Source organism: Lysobacter firmicutimachus (genome assembly GCF_037027445.1).
GTDB lineage: Bacteria > Pseudomonadota > Gammaproteobacteria > Xanthomonadales > Xanthomonadaceae > Lysobacter > Lysobacter firmicutimachus.
Map to the genome: position 1 here is coordinate 3,878,217 of NZ_JBANDL010000002.1, position 16,308 is coordinate 3,894,524.

Sequence of the window (16,308 nt, forward strand, 5' to 3'; positions counted from 1 at the left end):
TCGGCACGGCTGCCCTCATTCGATCCGCTTGAGGTAGCCGTCGCCGCCGATGTAGCGCATCTGGCGCTGGATCGCGCCGGCCCGCCGCTGCACATAGGGCCCCGGCCGGGAGATGCTGTAGCGCTTGGGGTTGGGCAGCACCGCGGCCATGCGCGCGGCCTCGGCCGGCGCCAGCCGCGCCGCGTCCTTGCGGTAATAGGTGCGCGCCGCCGCCTGGGCGCCGTATACGCCGTCGCCGAACTCGGCGATGTTGGCGTAGACCTCGATGATCCGGCGCTTGGGCCACAGGGTCTCGATCAGCAGGGTGTACCAGGCCTCGATGCCCTTGCGCACCCAGCTGCGGCCGCTCCACAGGAACAGGTTCTTGGCGGTCTGCTGGCTGATCGTGCTGCCGCCGCGGACCTTGCGGCCGCGGGCGTTGTTCTTGCGCGCTTTCTCGATCGCCTTGAGGTCGAAGCCGAAATGCTCGGCGAAGTTCTGGTCCTCCGCCGCGACCAGGGCCACCGGCAGGTTCGGCGAGATTTCGTCCAGGTCGCGCCAGTCGTAGGCGATGCGGAAACCGAGATCGCCCTCGCCCCAGGCTTCGAACTGGCGGATCAGCATGAACGCCGACAGCGGCGGGTCGACGAAGCGCAGGGTCGCGACCTGCAGGATCGAGGCCAGCGCGAACAAGAACGGCAGCGCCATCAACCAGCGCAGCCAACGCCGCAACCGGCGCGGCCGCGGCGGGACGACGGCAGTCCCGGGGTCCGGCACCGGGGAGGTCAAGTCTTGCACCGGCACGCCTCCGCCCCCACTGTGGTGGCGACACGGCCCGCCCGCCTCGTTGCCTTCGGTACCGATCGCGTCGGCATGCTTGCCCCCCTTTCACTCAAAACGCCCACCAGAACGCGCGCATTATCCGCGAAGCCGCGCCCGCATTCGCAGCCGGGGCCGCTTCGCGCGCTCGAGACCACGACGATGACCGATTCCCAGACCGCCGCCCCCGCCGACGACCGCGACCGCCTGACCCGCTTCATGATCGAGGGCGCCGGGGTCCGCGGCGTGCGCGTCCACCTGCACGACACTTGGCGGCAGATCCGCGAACGCGCCGAGTACCCGGCCGCGGCGGCCGAACTGCTGGGCGAAGCCGCCGCGGCGGCCGCCCTGTTCACCGGCCACGCCAAAGTCGACGGCCGCCTGTCCGTGCAGTTGCGCGGCGACGGCGCCCTGCGCACCCTGTTCGCCGAGTGCACCTCCGCCGGCACCCTGCGCGGCATCGTCCAACTGGCCGAGGACGGCGGCGCGGTCTCGCGCGACCTGCGCGAACTCGGCTCCGAGGCGATGCTGGCGATCACCATCGAAAATCCCGGCCTGCACGGCCGCGAGCCGGTCCGCTACCAGGGCCTGGTCGCGCTCGAATCCGACTCCCTCGCCGGCGCCTTCGAAGGCTATTTCCGCCAGTCCGAACAGCTCCCGACCCGGCTGCTGCTGGCCGCCGACGAACACCAGGCCGCCGGCCTGATGCTGCAGAAGCTGCCCGGCGACCAGGGCGACGACGACGGCTGGGCTCGGGTCGGAGCGCTGTTCGACACCCTGCGCGCCGGCGAACTGCTGGCGTTGCCGACCGCCACCCTGCTGACCCGGCTGTTCCACGAAGACGGGGTCCAGGTGCTCGGCGGCAAGCCGCTGGGCTTCGCCTGCTCCTGCTCGCGCGAGCGGGTCGAGGCCATGCTGGTCTCGCTCGGCCGCGAAGAGGCCGACGCCGCCGCAGCCGAGGGCGAAGCCCGGGTCCGCTGCGAGTTCTGCGGCCAAAGCTACCGCTTCGACCAGGACCAGATCGCCGGCCTGTTCGCCGCCGCCGCGGCCGAGGTCGAGGCGCCGCACCGCCTGCAGTGAGCGACGAACGGTCTGGCGGATCCGAGATTTGGGACCCCTATCGGATTGTTAAATAAACATAAACCGACTATAGTCGGAGTCGCCTAACGGGGAACTTCGGCCGGCTTCATCCGGTCATAACGGTCGGTCCACGCACTGCGAGATCCATGCTCAAGCTCCTGCGCCCATTGTCGCTTGCCCTGACGCTCGCCTTCGGCGCGGTGTCGGGTGCGCACGCACAGGCGTTGCCGGGCAAGCGCGCGGAGACCACCTATCTGCCGGTCTGGAATCAGAACAACGGCAAGCTGGAGTATCTGTTGCAGCTGGAACCGGCCAAGCAGGCCGGAGGACGCTGGAAGCTGGGCAACAATTCCTTCGACGCCGCCCTCGGCCTCGATGCCGGCGACGGCCTCGGCCTGGTCTGCGACCGCAAGACCGGCCTGGCCGGCGCGATCGGCAACCTCGCCAATCACTGCCTGCTCGCGGCCGTCGACGACGACGGCGACGACAACCGCCAGCTTTCCGCCGGCGCCAGCCTCAACCGCCCCGGCGGCCGGGTCGGCGTGAGCATCGGCAGCGGCCGCGATACCCTGCCGGCCTGGCTCAGCCCCAACAGCCGCACCAGCCGGGTCGACCAGAACACCCTCACCGTCTACGCCCAGAAGAACATCGGCCGCGAGGCCATGGTCTCGATCGGCGGCACCTTGGCGCACGCACGACTGATCCCCGCCGGCGAAGTACCCAGCGTGGCCGACCGCTGGAGCAGCAAGAGCCTCAGCATCGGCGCCGGCATCGGCAACTTCACCGCCAACATCATCGGCCGCGTAGTCGACACCCCGCAGCCCGGCCAGTGGGAAGGCCTGGGCGTCGGCCTGACCTGGCGCACCCCATGGAGCGGCCAGCTCACCGTCGGCGCCGAAAACGTCGTGACCCGCGGCAAGAACCCGTTCGCGCCGGGCAACGGCGACAAGGACGAGGGCACCGTGCCCTACGTCCGTTACGAACAAGACCTGTAAGTCCGACGCCGCTCGCGGCGCATCTTCGGTCAGCATCCTTATATAAGTGGACGGCAGCACTGCCGTGCCGATCTGGCGGACATTCCGGGCGCCAGCGCCCTGGTGGCGCCCGACGACGCATGCGCAGCGGCGCCACGGCCAACCCGCTCGACTCGAAGCCGCGCCCCGCCTCCTGCCGACCACGCCGTTGCGGCGGCGAATGAGCCCAGCCGCCGTGGGGATCGCGCCGGGGACGACGGCACGACCCGACCGCATCCGCCCCCTTCCACGGCCGAATTCTCAGCGCGCCCGCAGGCACCGACCGGCCCATAGCGCGCATCGGGCACCCCGCTATAGATCGCCTCGCCCGGACCCGCGCCCAGCCGGCACTCGGGACCGCCGCCTCCGCGACAGCGCCGGCCCGGCCAACGGATCGCCCGATTCAGCAAAGCCCCTCGCCCGACGAGAATGGATTGCATTCAGGCGCCATTTCTGGGTCTGAACGCAATTTTCACCACCCTAACTCCCTATTCATCTTTTATCTAGCGACCTGTTTGCCGATTCACTTTGCACGAATCGCTCACACGAATGCCGCAAATCGACAATCTGCGACGCTTAACAACACTTTAATTTTCCGAAGTGTGCAGTTACGATCCGGCGAGCTTGCTGGATTTGGTGTGCCTATTTGCCCCACCCAGCGAGTCCACGGGTAATACAAAACAGACTCGGAGAGAGAGAAATGACCTTCAAGACCACCCAGCTCCGCGACGCGATTGCATTCGCGCTCGCGGTGGGTAGCACCGCCCTGGTCGGCACCGGCGTCGCTTTCGCCCAGGAAACCGAAAGCAAGGAAGCGACCACGCTCGATCGCGTCGAAGTGACCGGTTCGCGCATCCGCCAGGTCGACATCGAAACCGCCGCGCCGGTCCTGCAGATCAGCCGCGCCGAAATCGAGAAGCAGGGCTTCAAGTCGGTCGCCGACATCCTGCAGAACATCACCGCGGCCGGCTCGCCGGCGATCAGCCGCACCGCCCCGCTGAGCTCGGGCGAAGCCGTCGGCGGCTACTACATCGACCTGCGCAACCTCGGCGCCAACCGCACCCTGGTGCTGGTCAACGGCAAGCGCCTCGGCGCGACCAACGACGGTCTGCAGGACGTGGCCTCGATCCCCTCGGCCCTGGTCGAGCGCATCGAAATCCTGAAGGACGGCGCGTCGACCATCTATGGTTCGGACGCGATCGCGGGCGTGATCAACATCATCACCCGCAAGAACTTCGAAGGCGCCGAAGCCAACGCCTACATGGGCCAGTACGGCGAAGGCGACGGCACCCGCCAGAACTACGACTTCCTGATCGGCTTCACCGGCGACCGCGGTTCGATCACCGTCGGCGCCGAGTACTCGAAGGAAGATCCGGTGTGGGCGCGCGACCGCTGGTTCTCGCAGGCGGGCGCCCCGACCGGCCCGAAGAGCGAGCCGCGCGATTTCTTCTTCTCCAGCACCACCCAGTGGGGCGCGCTGCTGATCCCGACCGGCGCCCTGAATCCCAACGGCACCCCGGTGCTGGGCGCGCCGCGCTTCCTGCGCCGCGAAATTCCGGGCCTGGATCCGCGCAACGCCGCCAACTTCCGCGCCCGCAACAGCTCGGACGTCTCGCTGCCGTCCTCGCAGTCGACCGTCTATAGCGGCATCGAGCGCAAGTCGCTCTTCGTCAACGCCAGCTACGACATCACCGATTGGCTGCGCTTCGAAACCGACATGCTGTACACGGATCGCGAATCGTTCGCTCAGAACGCCGGCTATCCGTACCAGTCGGCCGTGCTGCCGCCGGGCTTCAACACCCCGATGTCGGTGGACAGCTACTTCAACCCGGTCGGCAACCAGGCCGTCGCCGCCGGCACCATGCCGGCCGGTCAGACCCCGACCTTCGTGCACTTCGTGCGCCGCGGCTGGGAAGTGCCGCGTGAAGTCCGCAACAGCCTGACCACCTACCGCTTCACCGGCACCTTCAGCGGCTCGTTCGAAGTCGGCGAGCGGATCTGGGATTGGGACGCCGGCTACCTGTACAACCAGAACAAGGGCGTGCAGATCAGCACCGGCAACCTCAACGTCGCCAACGTGCGCGCTGCGGTCGGTCCGTCGTTCCTCAACGCCCAGGGCCAGGTCCAGTGCGGCACGCCGGGCGCGCCGATTCCGCTCGGCAACAAGGCCGGCCAGTGCACCCCGTGGAACCCGCTGCTGCCGTTCGGCTATGCCGGCCAGAACGGCCTGAACGACCCGAACGTGCAGGCTTACCTGTATCAGCCGGGCCAGGCCGTGTCGGAGACCGAAACCAAGAACTACTTCGTCAACCTGAGCGGCGCGATCGCCACCCTGCCGGCCGGCGATCTGAGCCTGGCCGTGGGTTACGAGCACCGTAAGGAAAGCGGCTTCTTCTCGCCGGACGGCCTGTCGCAGAGCGGCGGCTCCACCGATCTGGCCAGCGGCCCGACCGGCGGCGGCTACAGCCTCGACGAGTTCTACGCCGAGTTGCAGATCCCGGTGCTGGCCGACGTCACCGGCGCGAAGGAACTGACCTTCAACGTCGCGACCCGCTACTCCGACTACGACACCTTCGGCAATACCACCAACAGCAAGTTCGGCTTCAAGTGGAAGCCGATCGACTCGCTGCTGGTCCGTGGCACCTGGTCGGAAGGCTTCCGCGCCCCGACCATCGCCGACCTGTACGGTGGCCAGAGCCAGAGCTTCTCGTTCTACACCGACGCTTGCGACTCGCTGTTCGGCGACGCGCGTGGCACCGCGGTCTGCGTTGCCAACCCGGATCCGCGTCTGCGCGTTCCGGCCGGCTTCCGCCAGTCGGCGGCCCAGCCGAGCGGTTTCGCTCCGCGTCCGAACTTCCAGACGGACACCCCGTTCCTGTCCGGTTCGAACGATCGCCTGGTTCCGGAAACCTCGACCTCCAAGACCCTGGGCGTGGTGTGGAGCCCGGACTTCGTCGAGAACCTGAACCTGTCGCTGGACTGGTGGAACATCAAGATCGAGAACGCGATCACCGCCGACAGCCCGACCCAGGTGCTGGACGACTGCTATACCCGCGGCATCACCTTCCGCTGCAACGCCGAACAGGATCCGTCGCGCTCGCGCTTCACCCGTGATCCGATCACCGGCCGCATCACCAACTTCGTGTTCGCGCCGATCAACGTGGGTTACAACGAGGTCGAAGGCTTCGACTTCGACGTCAACTACCGTCTCGACACGCAGTGGGGCCGCTTCGGCGTCGCCTGGTTGAACAGCTACACGGTCAAGAACGAGCTGCAGACCGACGTGCTGGGCCAGGCCGAGCCGTCGCAGCAGAACGGCTTCGGCGGCTTCTTCCGCCTGCGTTCGAACCTGAACCTGAGCTGGGACAAGGGTCCGTGGGGCTTCACCTGGGGCATGCGCTACTACTCCGGCGTGAAGGAAGACTGCAGCTTCGACGACCGTTGCTCGCTGCCGGATTACACCGCTCCGGAGTTCAACGGCAACATCTCGCCGAAGAACGAGCTGGGCTCCAACACCTTCCACGACATGCAGGTCCGCTTCAACGCGCCGTGGAATGCCACCATCGCGGTCGGCGCCAACAACGTGTTCGAGCACTACGCCGCTCCGAACTACGACAACCCGAACTCGGGCTATGCGTACTACGGCGGTTTCGACATCGGCCGTTTCGTGTACTTCAAGTACCAGCAGCGCTTCTAAGCAACACGGCGGCATCGCAACATGAACACGGCCCCCTCGGGGGCCGTGTTTTTTTTTGTGCCTTAGGCACTTGGTCTCAAAACCGCAAGCGACTCGAATTCGCTCTTAACAACACTTTAATTACCTCGCCAAGACGTCTACTATCGACGCGGCTTTGCCAATTTAGGCCTGTTTTTTCACGCCCCTTGGCCGGCCCCCATACGGGATTCGTTCGTTCAGGACACTTGGAGAGAGAGATGACCCTGAAGACCACCAAGCTGCGCGACGCGATCGTGTTCGCGTTGTGCGTGGGCGCCACCAGCCTCGCCGGTACCGGCCTGGCCGCCGCCCAGGACACCCCGGCGCCCGCGCCGGCCGCGTCCGAAGAAGCCACCACCCTCGACCGCATCCAGGTCACCGGCAGCCGCATTTCGATTCCGGGCCTGACCACCAACAGCCCGGTGATGACCGTCGATCGCGAGGAAATCGCCCGTAATCAGCCGGTGGCCGCGGAAGACTTCCTGCGCGTCGTGCCGGGCGCCGTGCCCTCGATCGGCCCGGGCACCAATAACGGCTCCAACGGCGGCGCGACCATCAACCTGCGCGGCCTCGGCGACAACCGCACCGTGGTGCTGATGGACGGCCGCCGCGTGGTGCCGTTCAACCTGTTCGGCGTGGTCGACACCAACGTCATCCCGGTCGCGCTGATCGAAAGCGTCGACCTGGTCACCGGCGGCGCCTCGGCCGTGTACGGCGCCGACGCGGTCGCCGGCGTGGTCAACTTCGTGCTCAAGCGCAACTTCGAAGGCATCGAGGTCAACTCGAGCTACGGCCAGTCGAGCAAGCAGGACGCCGACCGCCGCAACACCACCGTCACGATGGGCATGAACCTCGACGACGGCCGCGGCAACTTCGTGCTGAGCCTGGGCAAGACCGACAACGACCCGTTGCTGCAGGGTTCGCGCGGCTTCTCCGAGTTCAACCTCGACTCCACCGACGGCTCGGAGGGCGGTTCCGGCACCGGCATTCCGACCCGTGCCGGCGTCCTCGGCCAGATCGATCCCGCCACCGGCCGCTTCACCGGCCAGACGGTGCCGTTCAACTACAACCCGTACAACTTCAACCAGACCGCGCTGGACCGCTGGCAGGCCACCGCGCTCGGCCGCTACGAGATCAACGAGCACGCCGAGGCCTACACCCAGCTGCTCTACACCCGCTCCAACGTGTTCTCGCAGATCGCCCCGGGCGGCCTGTTCGGCGGCCGCTTCAATGTCGGCATCGGCAACCCGCTGATCCCGGAACCGGCCCGTCAGCAGCTGTGCTCGACCTTCGGCGTGACCGGCGGTCCGTGCTCGGTCGGCAGCGCCGGCGTGGTCAGCACCACGCTCAACCGCCGCACCACCGAGCTGGGCACCCGTTCGACCGACTTCCAGAACAAGGTCTTCCAAGCCACCATCGGTCTGCGCGGCGACATCAACGACAACTGGCGCTACGACGCCTACTGGTCGCACGGCGAAGCCGATCAGCTGACCGTGTCGGCCGGCTTCCTGTCCAAGGCCCGCACCCAGCAGGCGCTGCTGTCGACCGACGGCATCAACTGCGTCGATCCGAGCGGCGGCTGCGTGCCGCTGAACCTGTGGGGTCTGGAAGGCACGATCAGCAAGGACTCGAAGAAGTTCCTCGAAGTGCTGACCTTCGCCACCCAGCGCGTCGAGCAGGAAGTGTGGTCCGGCTCGGTCAACGGCGACCTCGGCGACAGCTTCAAGAGCCCGTGGGCCGATTACCCGATCGGCGTCGCGTTCGGCTTGGAAGGCCGTAAGGTCGAGGCCATGAACAAGGCCGACGCGGCCTCGCGCGACCAGAACGAAGTGCAGGGTTCCGGCGGCGCCAACCCGGACGTCGACGGCAGCTTCACCCTGCGCGAAGCCTACGTCGAAACCATCATCCCGATCATCAGCGGCAAGACCGGCGCGCAGTCGCTGAACTTCGAAGCCGGCTATCGTCATAGCCAGTTCAAGTCCGGCCAGACCGACACCGACTACGGCAGCTACAAGTACGGCCTGGAGTGGGCGCCGATCGAACAGCTGCGCTTCCGCGGCATGTTCCAGCGCGCGACCCGCGCCCCGAACGTCAACGAGCTGTTCCAGCCGGTCGTGACCGGCCTGGACAACACCGCGGTCGACCCCTGCCAGGCGTCCGAGCTGGCCAAGCACGGCGGCATCAACGGCCCCGTCGGCCAGCTCTGCGTGGCCACCGGCGTGCCGCAGGCGATCCTCAACTCGCAGGGCGGCGTGGAAGAGCCGAGCGCCGGCCAGGCCAACGCCTTCGTCGGCGGCAACCCGATCCTGGGCCCGGAAAAGGCCGACACCCAGACCCTGGGCTTGGTGTGGCAGCCGGTGCAGGACCTGTCGATCACCCTGGACTACTGGAAGATCGACATCAAGGACGCGATCACCCGTCCGGTGCTCGGCGACGCGCTGTTCGGCTGCTACAGCCAGGAGTTCAATCCGACCCTCAGCGTCAGCCACCCGATGTGCCAGCTGATGATCGGCGCACGCGAATCGCAGGACGGCTCGCTCAACGGCGAAGCGCGCGGTCCGTTCCTGGACCGCTCGAACAAGGGCCGCATCACCACCAGCGGCTGGGATCTGGGCGTGCGCTACGGCCTCCCGCTGGCCAACGAGTGGGGCCGCCTGGACTTCTCGCTGGATCTGACCAAGACCGACAAGTACGACTACCAGGGCGACCCGGCCGTGGCCAAGCACGACTGCCTCGGCGTCTACGGCGTCTCGTGCAACGTCATCGCCGGCATCGTGTACGACTACAAGTCGAACTTCCGCGCGGTGTGGTCGATCAAGGACTTCGAGCTGGGCATGAATTGGCGTCACCTGAGCTCGGTGGACGTCGAGCCGGGCCCGATCGAATGGTTCCCGGCCTACACCTCGATCGATGCGTACGACTACTTCGATCTGACCATGGCCTACGAACTGCCGTGGAACGCGCGCATCAACCTCACCGTGAACAACATCGCCGACAAGAAGCCGCCGGTCGTGGGCAGCAACATCGGCAGCACCGGCTTCAACAGCGGCAACACCTTCCCGCAGTACTACGACACCCTGGGCCGTTACTACACCCTCGGCCTGACCATGCGCTTCTGATAAGAACGACGATCCGAGTCGATTTGAAGGCGGGCTTCGGCCCGCCTTTTTTTCTTTGTTGCCGGGATTGGAGATTCGGGATCGGCAGGTCGGCTCTTCCCGTCTCCTGCTCCCCCCTGAACTTCAGCCGGTCAGGAATTCCCGGTGCGCGCGCATCATCGCGTCGACCATGTCGCGCTCGGCCAGCGACAGCAGCGGGTTCCACACGTCGAAGATCAGCACCACGCGCAGTTCGTCGCTGTCGTTGCGCGCTTCGTGCTCGATCGAGTCGTCGAAGATCAAGGTCTCGCCGACCGTCCATTGCCGGCGCTCGTAGCCGACCCGGTAGCTGCAGCCTTCCGGCACGATCAGCGGCAGATGCACCACCAGGCGGGCATTGGTCTCGCCGTGATGCGGCGGGATATGGGTATGCGGCGCCAGCGCCGAGAACATCGCGTTCGGGCAGACGTCGGCGATCTGCGCCATCTCCACCGCTTCCAGCGCAGCGCGGGTCTGCGGACAACGCTGCAGGTGCTCGTGCACCGGCTGGGCGTAGCTCCACAGCTTGTAGGTGCTCCAGCGGCGCGAGTGGTTGAGCTCGCGCCACTGATTGACCGGATCGCCGGGCTGGTACTCGATGTAGGGCGTGAACTCGGCCTGCTCGTTGCGCAGCACTTCGCGCATCTCGCGCACGATGTCGTAGGTGCGCGCCTCCAGCTCGGGCACCCAGGGGAACCGGGCACGGTCGTAAAACGGGATCGCCGGCAGCCGCGGTACGTACAGTTGGTTGCTGTCGGAATGGTAGGGCTTGCTGCGTCCGACCATGATCGACGCGGCTTCGTCCCAGCGCCCCAGCGCCCCGGCCTCCAGCGCCGCGCGCGGGCCGCCGACGCGATGGGCGAGGAACTCGGCGAACTCGTCCTGAAACTGCCCGACCCGCGCCTTGGCGTGCGAGAGCTGCTGGCGCAGCATGTCCGGCCAGTGCGGCTCCGGCGGCGCCACGGTGAGCGCGTTCTTGTAAGCCTGCGCGGCTTCGCGCGCGCGCCCATGGCGCTCCAGATAAGCGGCCTTGGCTAGCAGCCCGGCGAGGAAATACGGGTCCAGCGTCAGCGCGGCGCCGATCGCCTCCCATTCGGCCTGCGCGTCGCCGCGCTCGCGCTGCACCATGCCCAGCGACAGCAGGATCATCGGGTCGTTCGGCGCGGCGCGGTGCGCGGCCTGCAGCAGCTCGACCGCGGCGCCGGCATCGCCGCGCTGCAGCGCATGGATGCCCAGGCTGTACAGCGCCTGCGGATGCTGCGGCGCCAGTGCGCGGATCTGCTGCCACAGCCGCTCGGCCTCCTGCCAGCGTCCCGCGCGCGAGGCCAGGCCGGCGGCCTGGACCAGTTGATCGATCTGTTGGCTCAAGTGCGGCCCCACCCCGGTGGATATCGGCGCAACATACCGCGACCGACGCGCCGCGTGGCGCGGTCCGCGCAAAAAAGCGGTGGGCAGGCGCGTCGCCGCGCCTGCCCGCCGTTCATGCCCGAGGATCGCTTGCCGCCCGCCGGCCGTGGACGCGACCGGTGCGGCTCAGTTCAAGTCCAGCCTCGCGTCGCCGGAGAAGGTCTCGATGCGGACCTTGCCGCTGCCGCTGCCGTAACGGTGCTCGAAGCTCGAGCCCGGGCCGTGCTTGGGCCGCTGGATCTGCGCGTCCGGCGCTTCCAGGTCGCCGCTGAAGCTCTGTCCGCGCACGGTCGCCGAGAGGCTGCGCGGCAGGGTCAGGCGCACGTCGCCGCTAACCGTTTCCAGCGAGATTTCGCCGCCCTGCGCCAGCGCGACATTGGCGCGCAGGTCGCCGGACACCGAATTGCCCGACAGCTTGCTCAGCTGCGACTGGTGCGTGGCCAGGTCGATCTTGCCCGACACGGTTTCCACGTCGACCTCGCCGCCGAGCCGGCCGCGCAGGCTGAGATCGCCGCTGACCGTCTGCGCCGATACTTTGCGGCTGTTGAGGGTCAGCCGCAGGTCGCCGCTGACGCTGTCGATCTCGGCCTCGCGCGGCGCGCCGGCGACGGTGACGTCGCCGCTGACGCTGTCGATGCTGAGCTCGCGCGAGGCCACGCCGTTGACGTCGACCGTGGCCGAGACCGCGTCGATCTCCAGCTTGGCCTGCAGCGGCACGGTCACCCGCAATTCGGTCGGCTCGCCGCTGTCGCCGCCGCCGACCAGGAAGCCCATGCCGCTGCCGCGGTTGGGGTAGCGCACCTTGATCGACAGCTGCTGGCGGTCGCCTTCGATCTCGAGCTTTTCCACGCCTTCGCCCAGGCTGCCTTCGATCTTGACCTCCGGCCGGTCCCAGACCCGCACCTGGATCAGGCCTTTGACGTTGTCGATTTCGACGCTGCCCAGCGGGTCCAGCGGCCGGCTCTGGTTGATCGGCGTCGCCGCCAGCGCCGGCATCGCCGCGGCCAAAGCCAGGCTCAGCAAGCCGAACGCGGTGCGGGCGCGGAGAACGCGGCGGAACGAAGTAGGGACATGAGACATGAGCGTCCTCCTGGGATCAGGTGTAGGCCACGCGCTGGGCCAGCGCGAGGCGTCGTGCGTAGGTGCGGCGCAGTTGCTCCAGCAGCAGCCGCGAATCGGGGTCGTGGGCGAGCGCGTCGAGAATCAGCGCCGCGTTGCGGTCGAGCTCGTCGAACGCCGGCTGCAGTTCGCCGGACTGACGCGTCGCCGGGGCGATTTCCTGCAGCGCCGCCTGGTACTGGCGGGTCATGCCGTCGGCTTCGCGCTGGACCAGGCTGGCCGGCGCGCCGCTCTGCGCGGCCAGACCGGCTTCGCCCGGACCCGCGTCCGGAGCGCGGAAGTGCGCGGCGATACCGATCGCCAACGCGGCGACGCCTGCCGCCAGCGCGACCGGCGCCATCCAGCGCGAGCGCCCGTCGCGTTCGCGACGCGGCAGCACTACGACCGTGTCGGCCTGCGCCGCCGGTGCGGGCGCCGCGGCGGGTTCCACGCCCATCGCCTGCTGCGGACCGAGCCGGGCCGCGATGCCGGGCCACAGGTCGGCGGCCGGCGGCTGGTCGCGGCGCATCGCGCGCAGTTGCCAGCGCAGCGCGTCGGACAGGTCGACATCGCGCGCCGACGGGTTGGACGGGGGAAGCTGCTCGTTCATGCCTGTTCTCCGAGCCGCGCGCGCAGCAGGCCGCGCGCGCGATGCAATTGCGCCTTGGAACTGCCGACCGCCATGCCCAGTTCGGCGGCGATCTCCTCGTGTTTCCAGCCTTCCACGTCGTACAGGACCAGCACCGCGCGGGCCCGCGGCGGCAGGGTCGCGACCGCCCGCTCCAGGTCCATCGACAGCGCGGTGACGTGACCGGCGGAGTCGGCACTGCCGATCCCGTCGAAGGCGTCTTCGTCGTTGTCTTCCAGTGGCCGGCTGCGGCGCCCGCGCAGTTCCATCAGGGCGGTGTTGACCGCCAGCCGGTGCAGCCAGGTGCCGAAGGCCGACTCGAAGCGGAAGGTCGGCAGCGCTTGCCAGGCGCGCACGAAGGCTTCTTGGGTCAGATCCTCGGCGCGGGCGCCGGCGTGGCCGACCAGGCGCGCGATCACGCCATGGACCCGGCCGGCGTGGCGTCGGTACAGCGTCTCGAAGGCGGCCACGCCGCCGGACGCGGCCGCCGCCACCAGTGCGCGGTCGTCGTCGGCCTCGGCTGGGGCGGCGAAATCGGGTAGGGAGTCGGTCACGGCGGTCAGCATACTGAGTCCGATGCGGGGCCGGGACTCAGGGTTTAAGCGCATTCGCAGCGGAACAACGCAGCCCGCCGGCTCGGCCGCCGCAACCCGCGCGCCCTCCCCTCATCCGGCCCTTCGGGCCATCGTCTCCCGCAAACGGGAGAAGGCAACTGCGGCTCGGCTTAAGCGCCTCTCCCGCTTGTGGGAGAGGGTTGGGGTGAGGGCAAACCCGCGCAGCGGCATCTCGACCACAGCCGCCCGCTCGCCCTCACCCGGCCCCTCGGGCCACCTTCTCCCGCTCGCGGGAGAAGGGAGCGCTCACCCCCGCCGCACGCGGGAGAGGCAGACTTCGGCCATCGCTCGCTCAGCCCTTCAGCGCGGCCGCGATGCGCTGCTGCTCGTCGTGCAGCGCCTGCGGCATGCGCGGGCCGTACTCGCGCAGGTACTCGCCGATGCTGTCGAATTCGTCGCTCCAGCCGGCGTGGTCGAAGCCGAACAACTTGGCTTGGGCCTCCTCGCTCAGGCTGACGCCGTCGAGATTGAGGTCGCCGGCCTTCGGCAGGTGACCGATCGGCGTTTCGCTGGCGCCGGCCTCGCCCTTGACCCGGCCGATCATCCACTCGATCACGCGCAGGTTGTCGCCGAAGCCCGGCCACAGGAACTTGCCGTCGTCGCCCTTGCGGAACCAGTTGACGTGGAAGACCTTGGGCAGCTGGGCGCCGGCCTGGTCGAACGACAGCCAGTGACCGAAGTAGTCGGCGAAGTTGTAGCCGCAGAACGGCTTCATCGCCATCGGGTCGCGGCGCATCACGCCGACCGCGCCGGTCGCGGCGGCGGTGGTTTCCGAGCCCATCGCGGCGCCGACCAGCACGCCGTGGGTCCAGTCGCGGGCCTCGAACACCAGCGGCACCAGCGAGGCGCGGCGGCCGCCGAACACGATCGCCGAGATCGGCACGCCGGCCGGGTTCTCGGCTTCCGGCGAGTAGCTCGGGCACTGCTTGGCCGAGACGGTGAAGCGCGCGTTGGGATGCGCGGCCGGGCCCTTGGCGGCGTCATAGGCGTTGCCGCGCCAGTCGGTGACCGGGGTCTGGCCGTTGTCCAGGCCTTCCCACCACGGCTGTCCGTCGGCGGTGACGCCGACGTTGGTGAAGATGGTGTTGTTCTGGATCGACTGGAGCGCGTTCGGGTTGGACTTGGCCGAAGTGCCCGGCGCGACGCCGAAGTAGCCGGCTTCCGGGTTGATCGCGTACAGGCGGCCGTCGGCGCCCGGACGCATCCAGCAGATGTCGTCGCCGACCGTCCACACCTTCCAGCCGGCCTGGCGGTAGCCTTCCGGCGGAATCAGCATGGCCAGATTGGTCTTGCCGCAGGCCGACGGGAACGCCGCGGCGACGTAATGGGTCTCGCCCTGCGGGTTCTCGATGCCGACGATCAGCATGTGCTCGGCCAGCCAGCCCTCCTGGCGCGCCTGGTGCGAGGCGATGCGCAGGGCGTGGCACTTCTTGCCGAGCAGGGCGTTGCCGCCGTAGCCCGAGCCGAACGACTTGATCGTCAGTTCGTCGGGGAAATGCATGATGAAACGGCGCTCCGGGTCGAGCTCGCCGATCGAATGCAGGCCGCGCACGAACGAATCGCCGCGCTCGATGCGCGCGAGCGCCGCGGCGCCCATGCGGGTCATCACCCGCATGTTGGCGACCACGTACGGCGAATCGGTGATCTCCACGCCGCAACGCGCCAGCGGCGAGTCGATCGGGCCCATGCAGTACGGGATCACGTACAGGGTGCGGCCCTGCATGCAGCCGTCGAACAGCGCGTCCATCTTGGCGTGCGCTTCGGCCGGCGCCATCCAGTGATTGTTCGGGCCGGCGTCGTCGCGTTCGCGGGTGCAGACGAAGGTCAGGTGCTCGACGCGGGCGACGTCGTCGGGATGCGAGCGGTGCAGATAGCTGCCCGGATGAGTGTCCTGATTGAGCTTTTCCAGAGTGCCGTCGGCAAGCATCTGCGCGATCAGCGCTTCGTTCTCGGCATCGCTGCCGTCGCACCAGTGGATCTTGTCCGGACGAGTCAGCGCGGCGACCTGCGCCACCCAGTGATTGAGGGCCGGCAACGAACTGCCCGCGCTCCCCGGCACGGCAGTCGCGGGGGCGGGATCTTTCAAATTGGCATTCACGGCATTGCTCTCCAGCCGGGGAAACGATAGGGAAACTTGTTTACGACGACGGAATGAGCGTGGCCATCATGTGCTCGACATAGGCCTCGAATTCGTCGTGTTGCATGCGGGTCTGGTGCAGCTGCAGGTTCAGCTGCAGGAAGCCGACGTAGGCGGCGTAGAGCAGGCGGGCGCGATGCTGCGCATCGGTGCGGCTGAGGCCGGCCTGGCGGAAGGAAGCGGTGAGGTAATCCAGGCGGCGTTCGGAAACGCGGCCGATCACCGGCTGCACGGCGGGATGATCCAGCGCCTTGAGCAACTCGGAATAGATGATGTGCGACTTGACCTCGTGCGCGACGAGGTGGAACAGCGAGCGCAGGCGCTGGCGCGGGTCCGGAATCGGTTCGAGCTGGCCGAACACGGTTTCCTGCTCGACTTTTTCCCAACGCTCGAGCGCGGCCACCAGCAGCGCATCGCGCGAGGGGAAGTGCCAGTAGAAGCTGCCCTTGGTGACGCCGAGCCGGCGCGCCAGCGGCTCCACCGCCACCGCCGCGACGCCTTGTTCGGCGATCAGATCGAGGGCGGCCTGCGCCCAATCGTCGGCGCTCAATCGTCCGCTGCGCTCGGGTTTCGCCTCGGCCTTGGACTCGGTCGCGGCGGTCGTGTCGAGCTTCGGCTCGGGCTTGGTCGGGGCGGTCTGGCTCATGGATGACAAGTTTAACCATACGCCATGGTCGGGAA

11 protein-coding genes are annotated in these 16,308 nt (G+C 68.1%); 4 read left to right on the plus strand and 7 right to left on the minus strand.

What is annotated here, in order from left to right:
- Window positions 1-15 precede the first annotated feature (15 nt).
- Window positions 16-687, minus strand: coding sequence for a monofunctional biosynthetic peptidoglycan transglycosylase (mtgA, locus tag V2J18_RS16800; RefSeq protein ID WP_079248359.1), 672 nt, complete (start codon window positions 685-687; stop codon window positions 16-18).
- 273 nt (window positions 688-960) lie between these two features.
- Between mtgA and hslO the strand changes: the two genes are divergently transcribed.
- From hslO to V2J18_RS16820, 4 genes are all read left to right on the plus strand, one after another.
- Window positions 961-1,878 (plus strand): Hsp33 family molecular chaperone HslO, encoded by a 918-nt coding sequence (hslO, locus tag V2J18_RS16805; protein WP_064749807.1) that lies wholly within the window; start codon window positions 961-963, stop codon window positions 1,876-1,878.
- 146 nt (window positions 1,879-2,024) lie between these two features.
- On the plus strand, window positions 2,025-2,873 hold the full coding sequence (locus V2J18_RS16810) for an XOO1806 family protein (protein ID WP_064749806.1): 849 nt from the start codon (window positions 2,025-2,027) through the stop codon (window positions 2,871-2,873).
- 718 nt (window positions 2,874-3,591) lie between these two features.
- Entirely contained in the window at window positions 3,592-6,588 is a 2,997-nt protein-coding gene (locus V2J18_RS16815) for a TonB-dependent receptor plug domain-containing protein (protein ID WP_064749805.1), read from the plus strand.
- A gap of 236 nt (window positions 6,589-6,824) precedes the next feature.
- Window positions 6,825-9,725, plus strand: coding sequence for a TonB-dependent receptor plug domain-containing protein (locus V2J18_RS16820; protein ID WP_336132396.1), 2,901 nt, complete (start codon window positions 6,825-6,827; stop codon window positions 9,723-9,725).
- 123 nt (window positions 9,726-9,848) lie between these two features.
- On the opposite strand, the gene V2J18_RS16825 is transcribed toward V2J18_RS16820, so the two are convergent.
- From V2J18_RS16825 to V2J18_RS16850, 6 genes are all read right to left on the minus strand, one after another.
- Window positions 9,849-11,111, minus strand: a complete 1,263-nt coding sequence (locus tag V2J18_RS16825; protein WP_336132397.1) for an aspartyl/asparaginyl beta-hydroxylase domain-containing protein — start codon at window positions 11,109-11,111, stop codon at window positions 9,849-9,851.
- A gap of 165 nt (window positions 11,112-11,276) precedes the next feature.
- On the minus strand, window positions 11,277-12,230 hold the full coding sequence (locus tag V2J18_RS16830; RefSeq protein ID WP_079248358.1) for a DUF4097 family beta strand repeat-containing protein: 954 nt from the start codon (window positions 12,228-12,230) through the stop codon (window positions 11,277-11,279).
- Window positions 12,231-12,246: 16 nt separating this feature from the next.
- Window positions 12,247-12,858 (minus strand): hypothetical protein, encoded by a 612-nt coding sequence (locus V2J18_RS16835; protein WP_064749801.1) that lies wholly within the window; start codon window positions 12,856-12,858, stop codon window positions 12,247-12,249.
- Window positions 12,855-13,442 (minus strand): RNA polymerase sigma factor, encoded by a 588-nt coding sequence (locus V2J18_RS16840; protein WP_064749800.1) that lies wholly within the window; start codon window positions 13,440-13,442, stop codon window positions 12,855-12,857. The genes V2J18_RS16835 and V2J18_RS16840 overlap by 4 nt, the downstream gene beginning before the upstream one ends.
- 340 nt (window positions 13,443-13,782) lie before the next feature.
- Window positions 13,783-15,588: a phosphoenolpyruvate carboxykinase (GTP) gene (locus V2J18_RS16845; protein WP_336132398.1), complete on the minus strand. Its 1,806-nt coding sequence runs from the start codon at window positions 15,586-15,588 to the stop codon at window positions 13,783-13,785.
- A gap of 40 nt (window positions 15,589-15,628) precedes the next feature.
- Complete coding sequence (locus tag V2J18_RS16850) at window positions 15,629-16,273, minus strand: TetR/AcrR family transcriptional regulator (RefSeq protein WP_064749798.1); 645 nt, start codon at window positions 16,271-16,273, stop codon at window positions 15,629-15,631.
- Between the last annotated feature and the right edge of the window lie 35 nt (window positions 16,274-16,308).

Bases quoted from the DNA above. Each gene is read 5' to 3' on its own strand.
- mtgA (WP_079248359.1), bottom strand. From the start codon at position 687: ATGGCGCTGCCGTTCTTGTTCGCGCTGGCCTCGATCCTGCAGGTCGCG.
- hslO (WP_064749807.1), top strand. From the start codon at position 961: ATGACCGATTCCCAGACCGCCGCCCCCGCCGACGACCGCGACCGCCTG.
- V2J18_RS16810 (WP_064749806.1), top strand. From the start codon at position 2,025: ATGCTCAAGCTCCTGCGCCCATTGTCGCTTGCCCTGACGCTCGCCTTC.
- V2J18_RS16815 (WP_064749805.1), top strand. From the start codon at position 3,592: ATGACCTTCAAGACCACCCAGCTCCGCGACGCGATTGCATTCGCGCTC.
- V2J18_RS16820 (WP_336132396.1), top strand. From the start codon at position 6,825: ATGACCCTGAAGACCACCAAGCTGCGCGACGCGATCGTGTTCGCGTTG.
- V2J18_RS16830 (WP_079248358.1), bottom strand. From the start codon at position 12,230: ATGTCTCATGTCCCTACTTCGTTCCGCCGCGTTCTCCGCGCCCGCACC.
- V2J18_RS16835 (WP_064749801.1), bottom strand. From the start codon at position 12,858: ATGAACGAGCAGCTTCCCCCGTCCAACCCGTCGGCGCGCGATGTCGAC.
- V2J18_RS16840 (WP_064749800.1), bottom strand. From the start codon at position 13,442: ATGCTGACCGCCGTGACCGACTCCCTACCCGATTTCGCCGCCCCAGCC.
- V2J18_RS16850 (WP_064749798.1), bottom strand. From the start codon at position 16,273: ATGAGCCAGACCGCCCCGACCAAGCCCGAGCCGAAGCTCGACACGACC.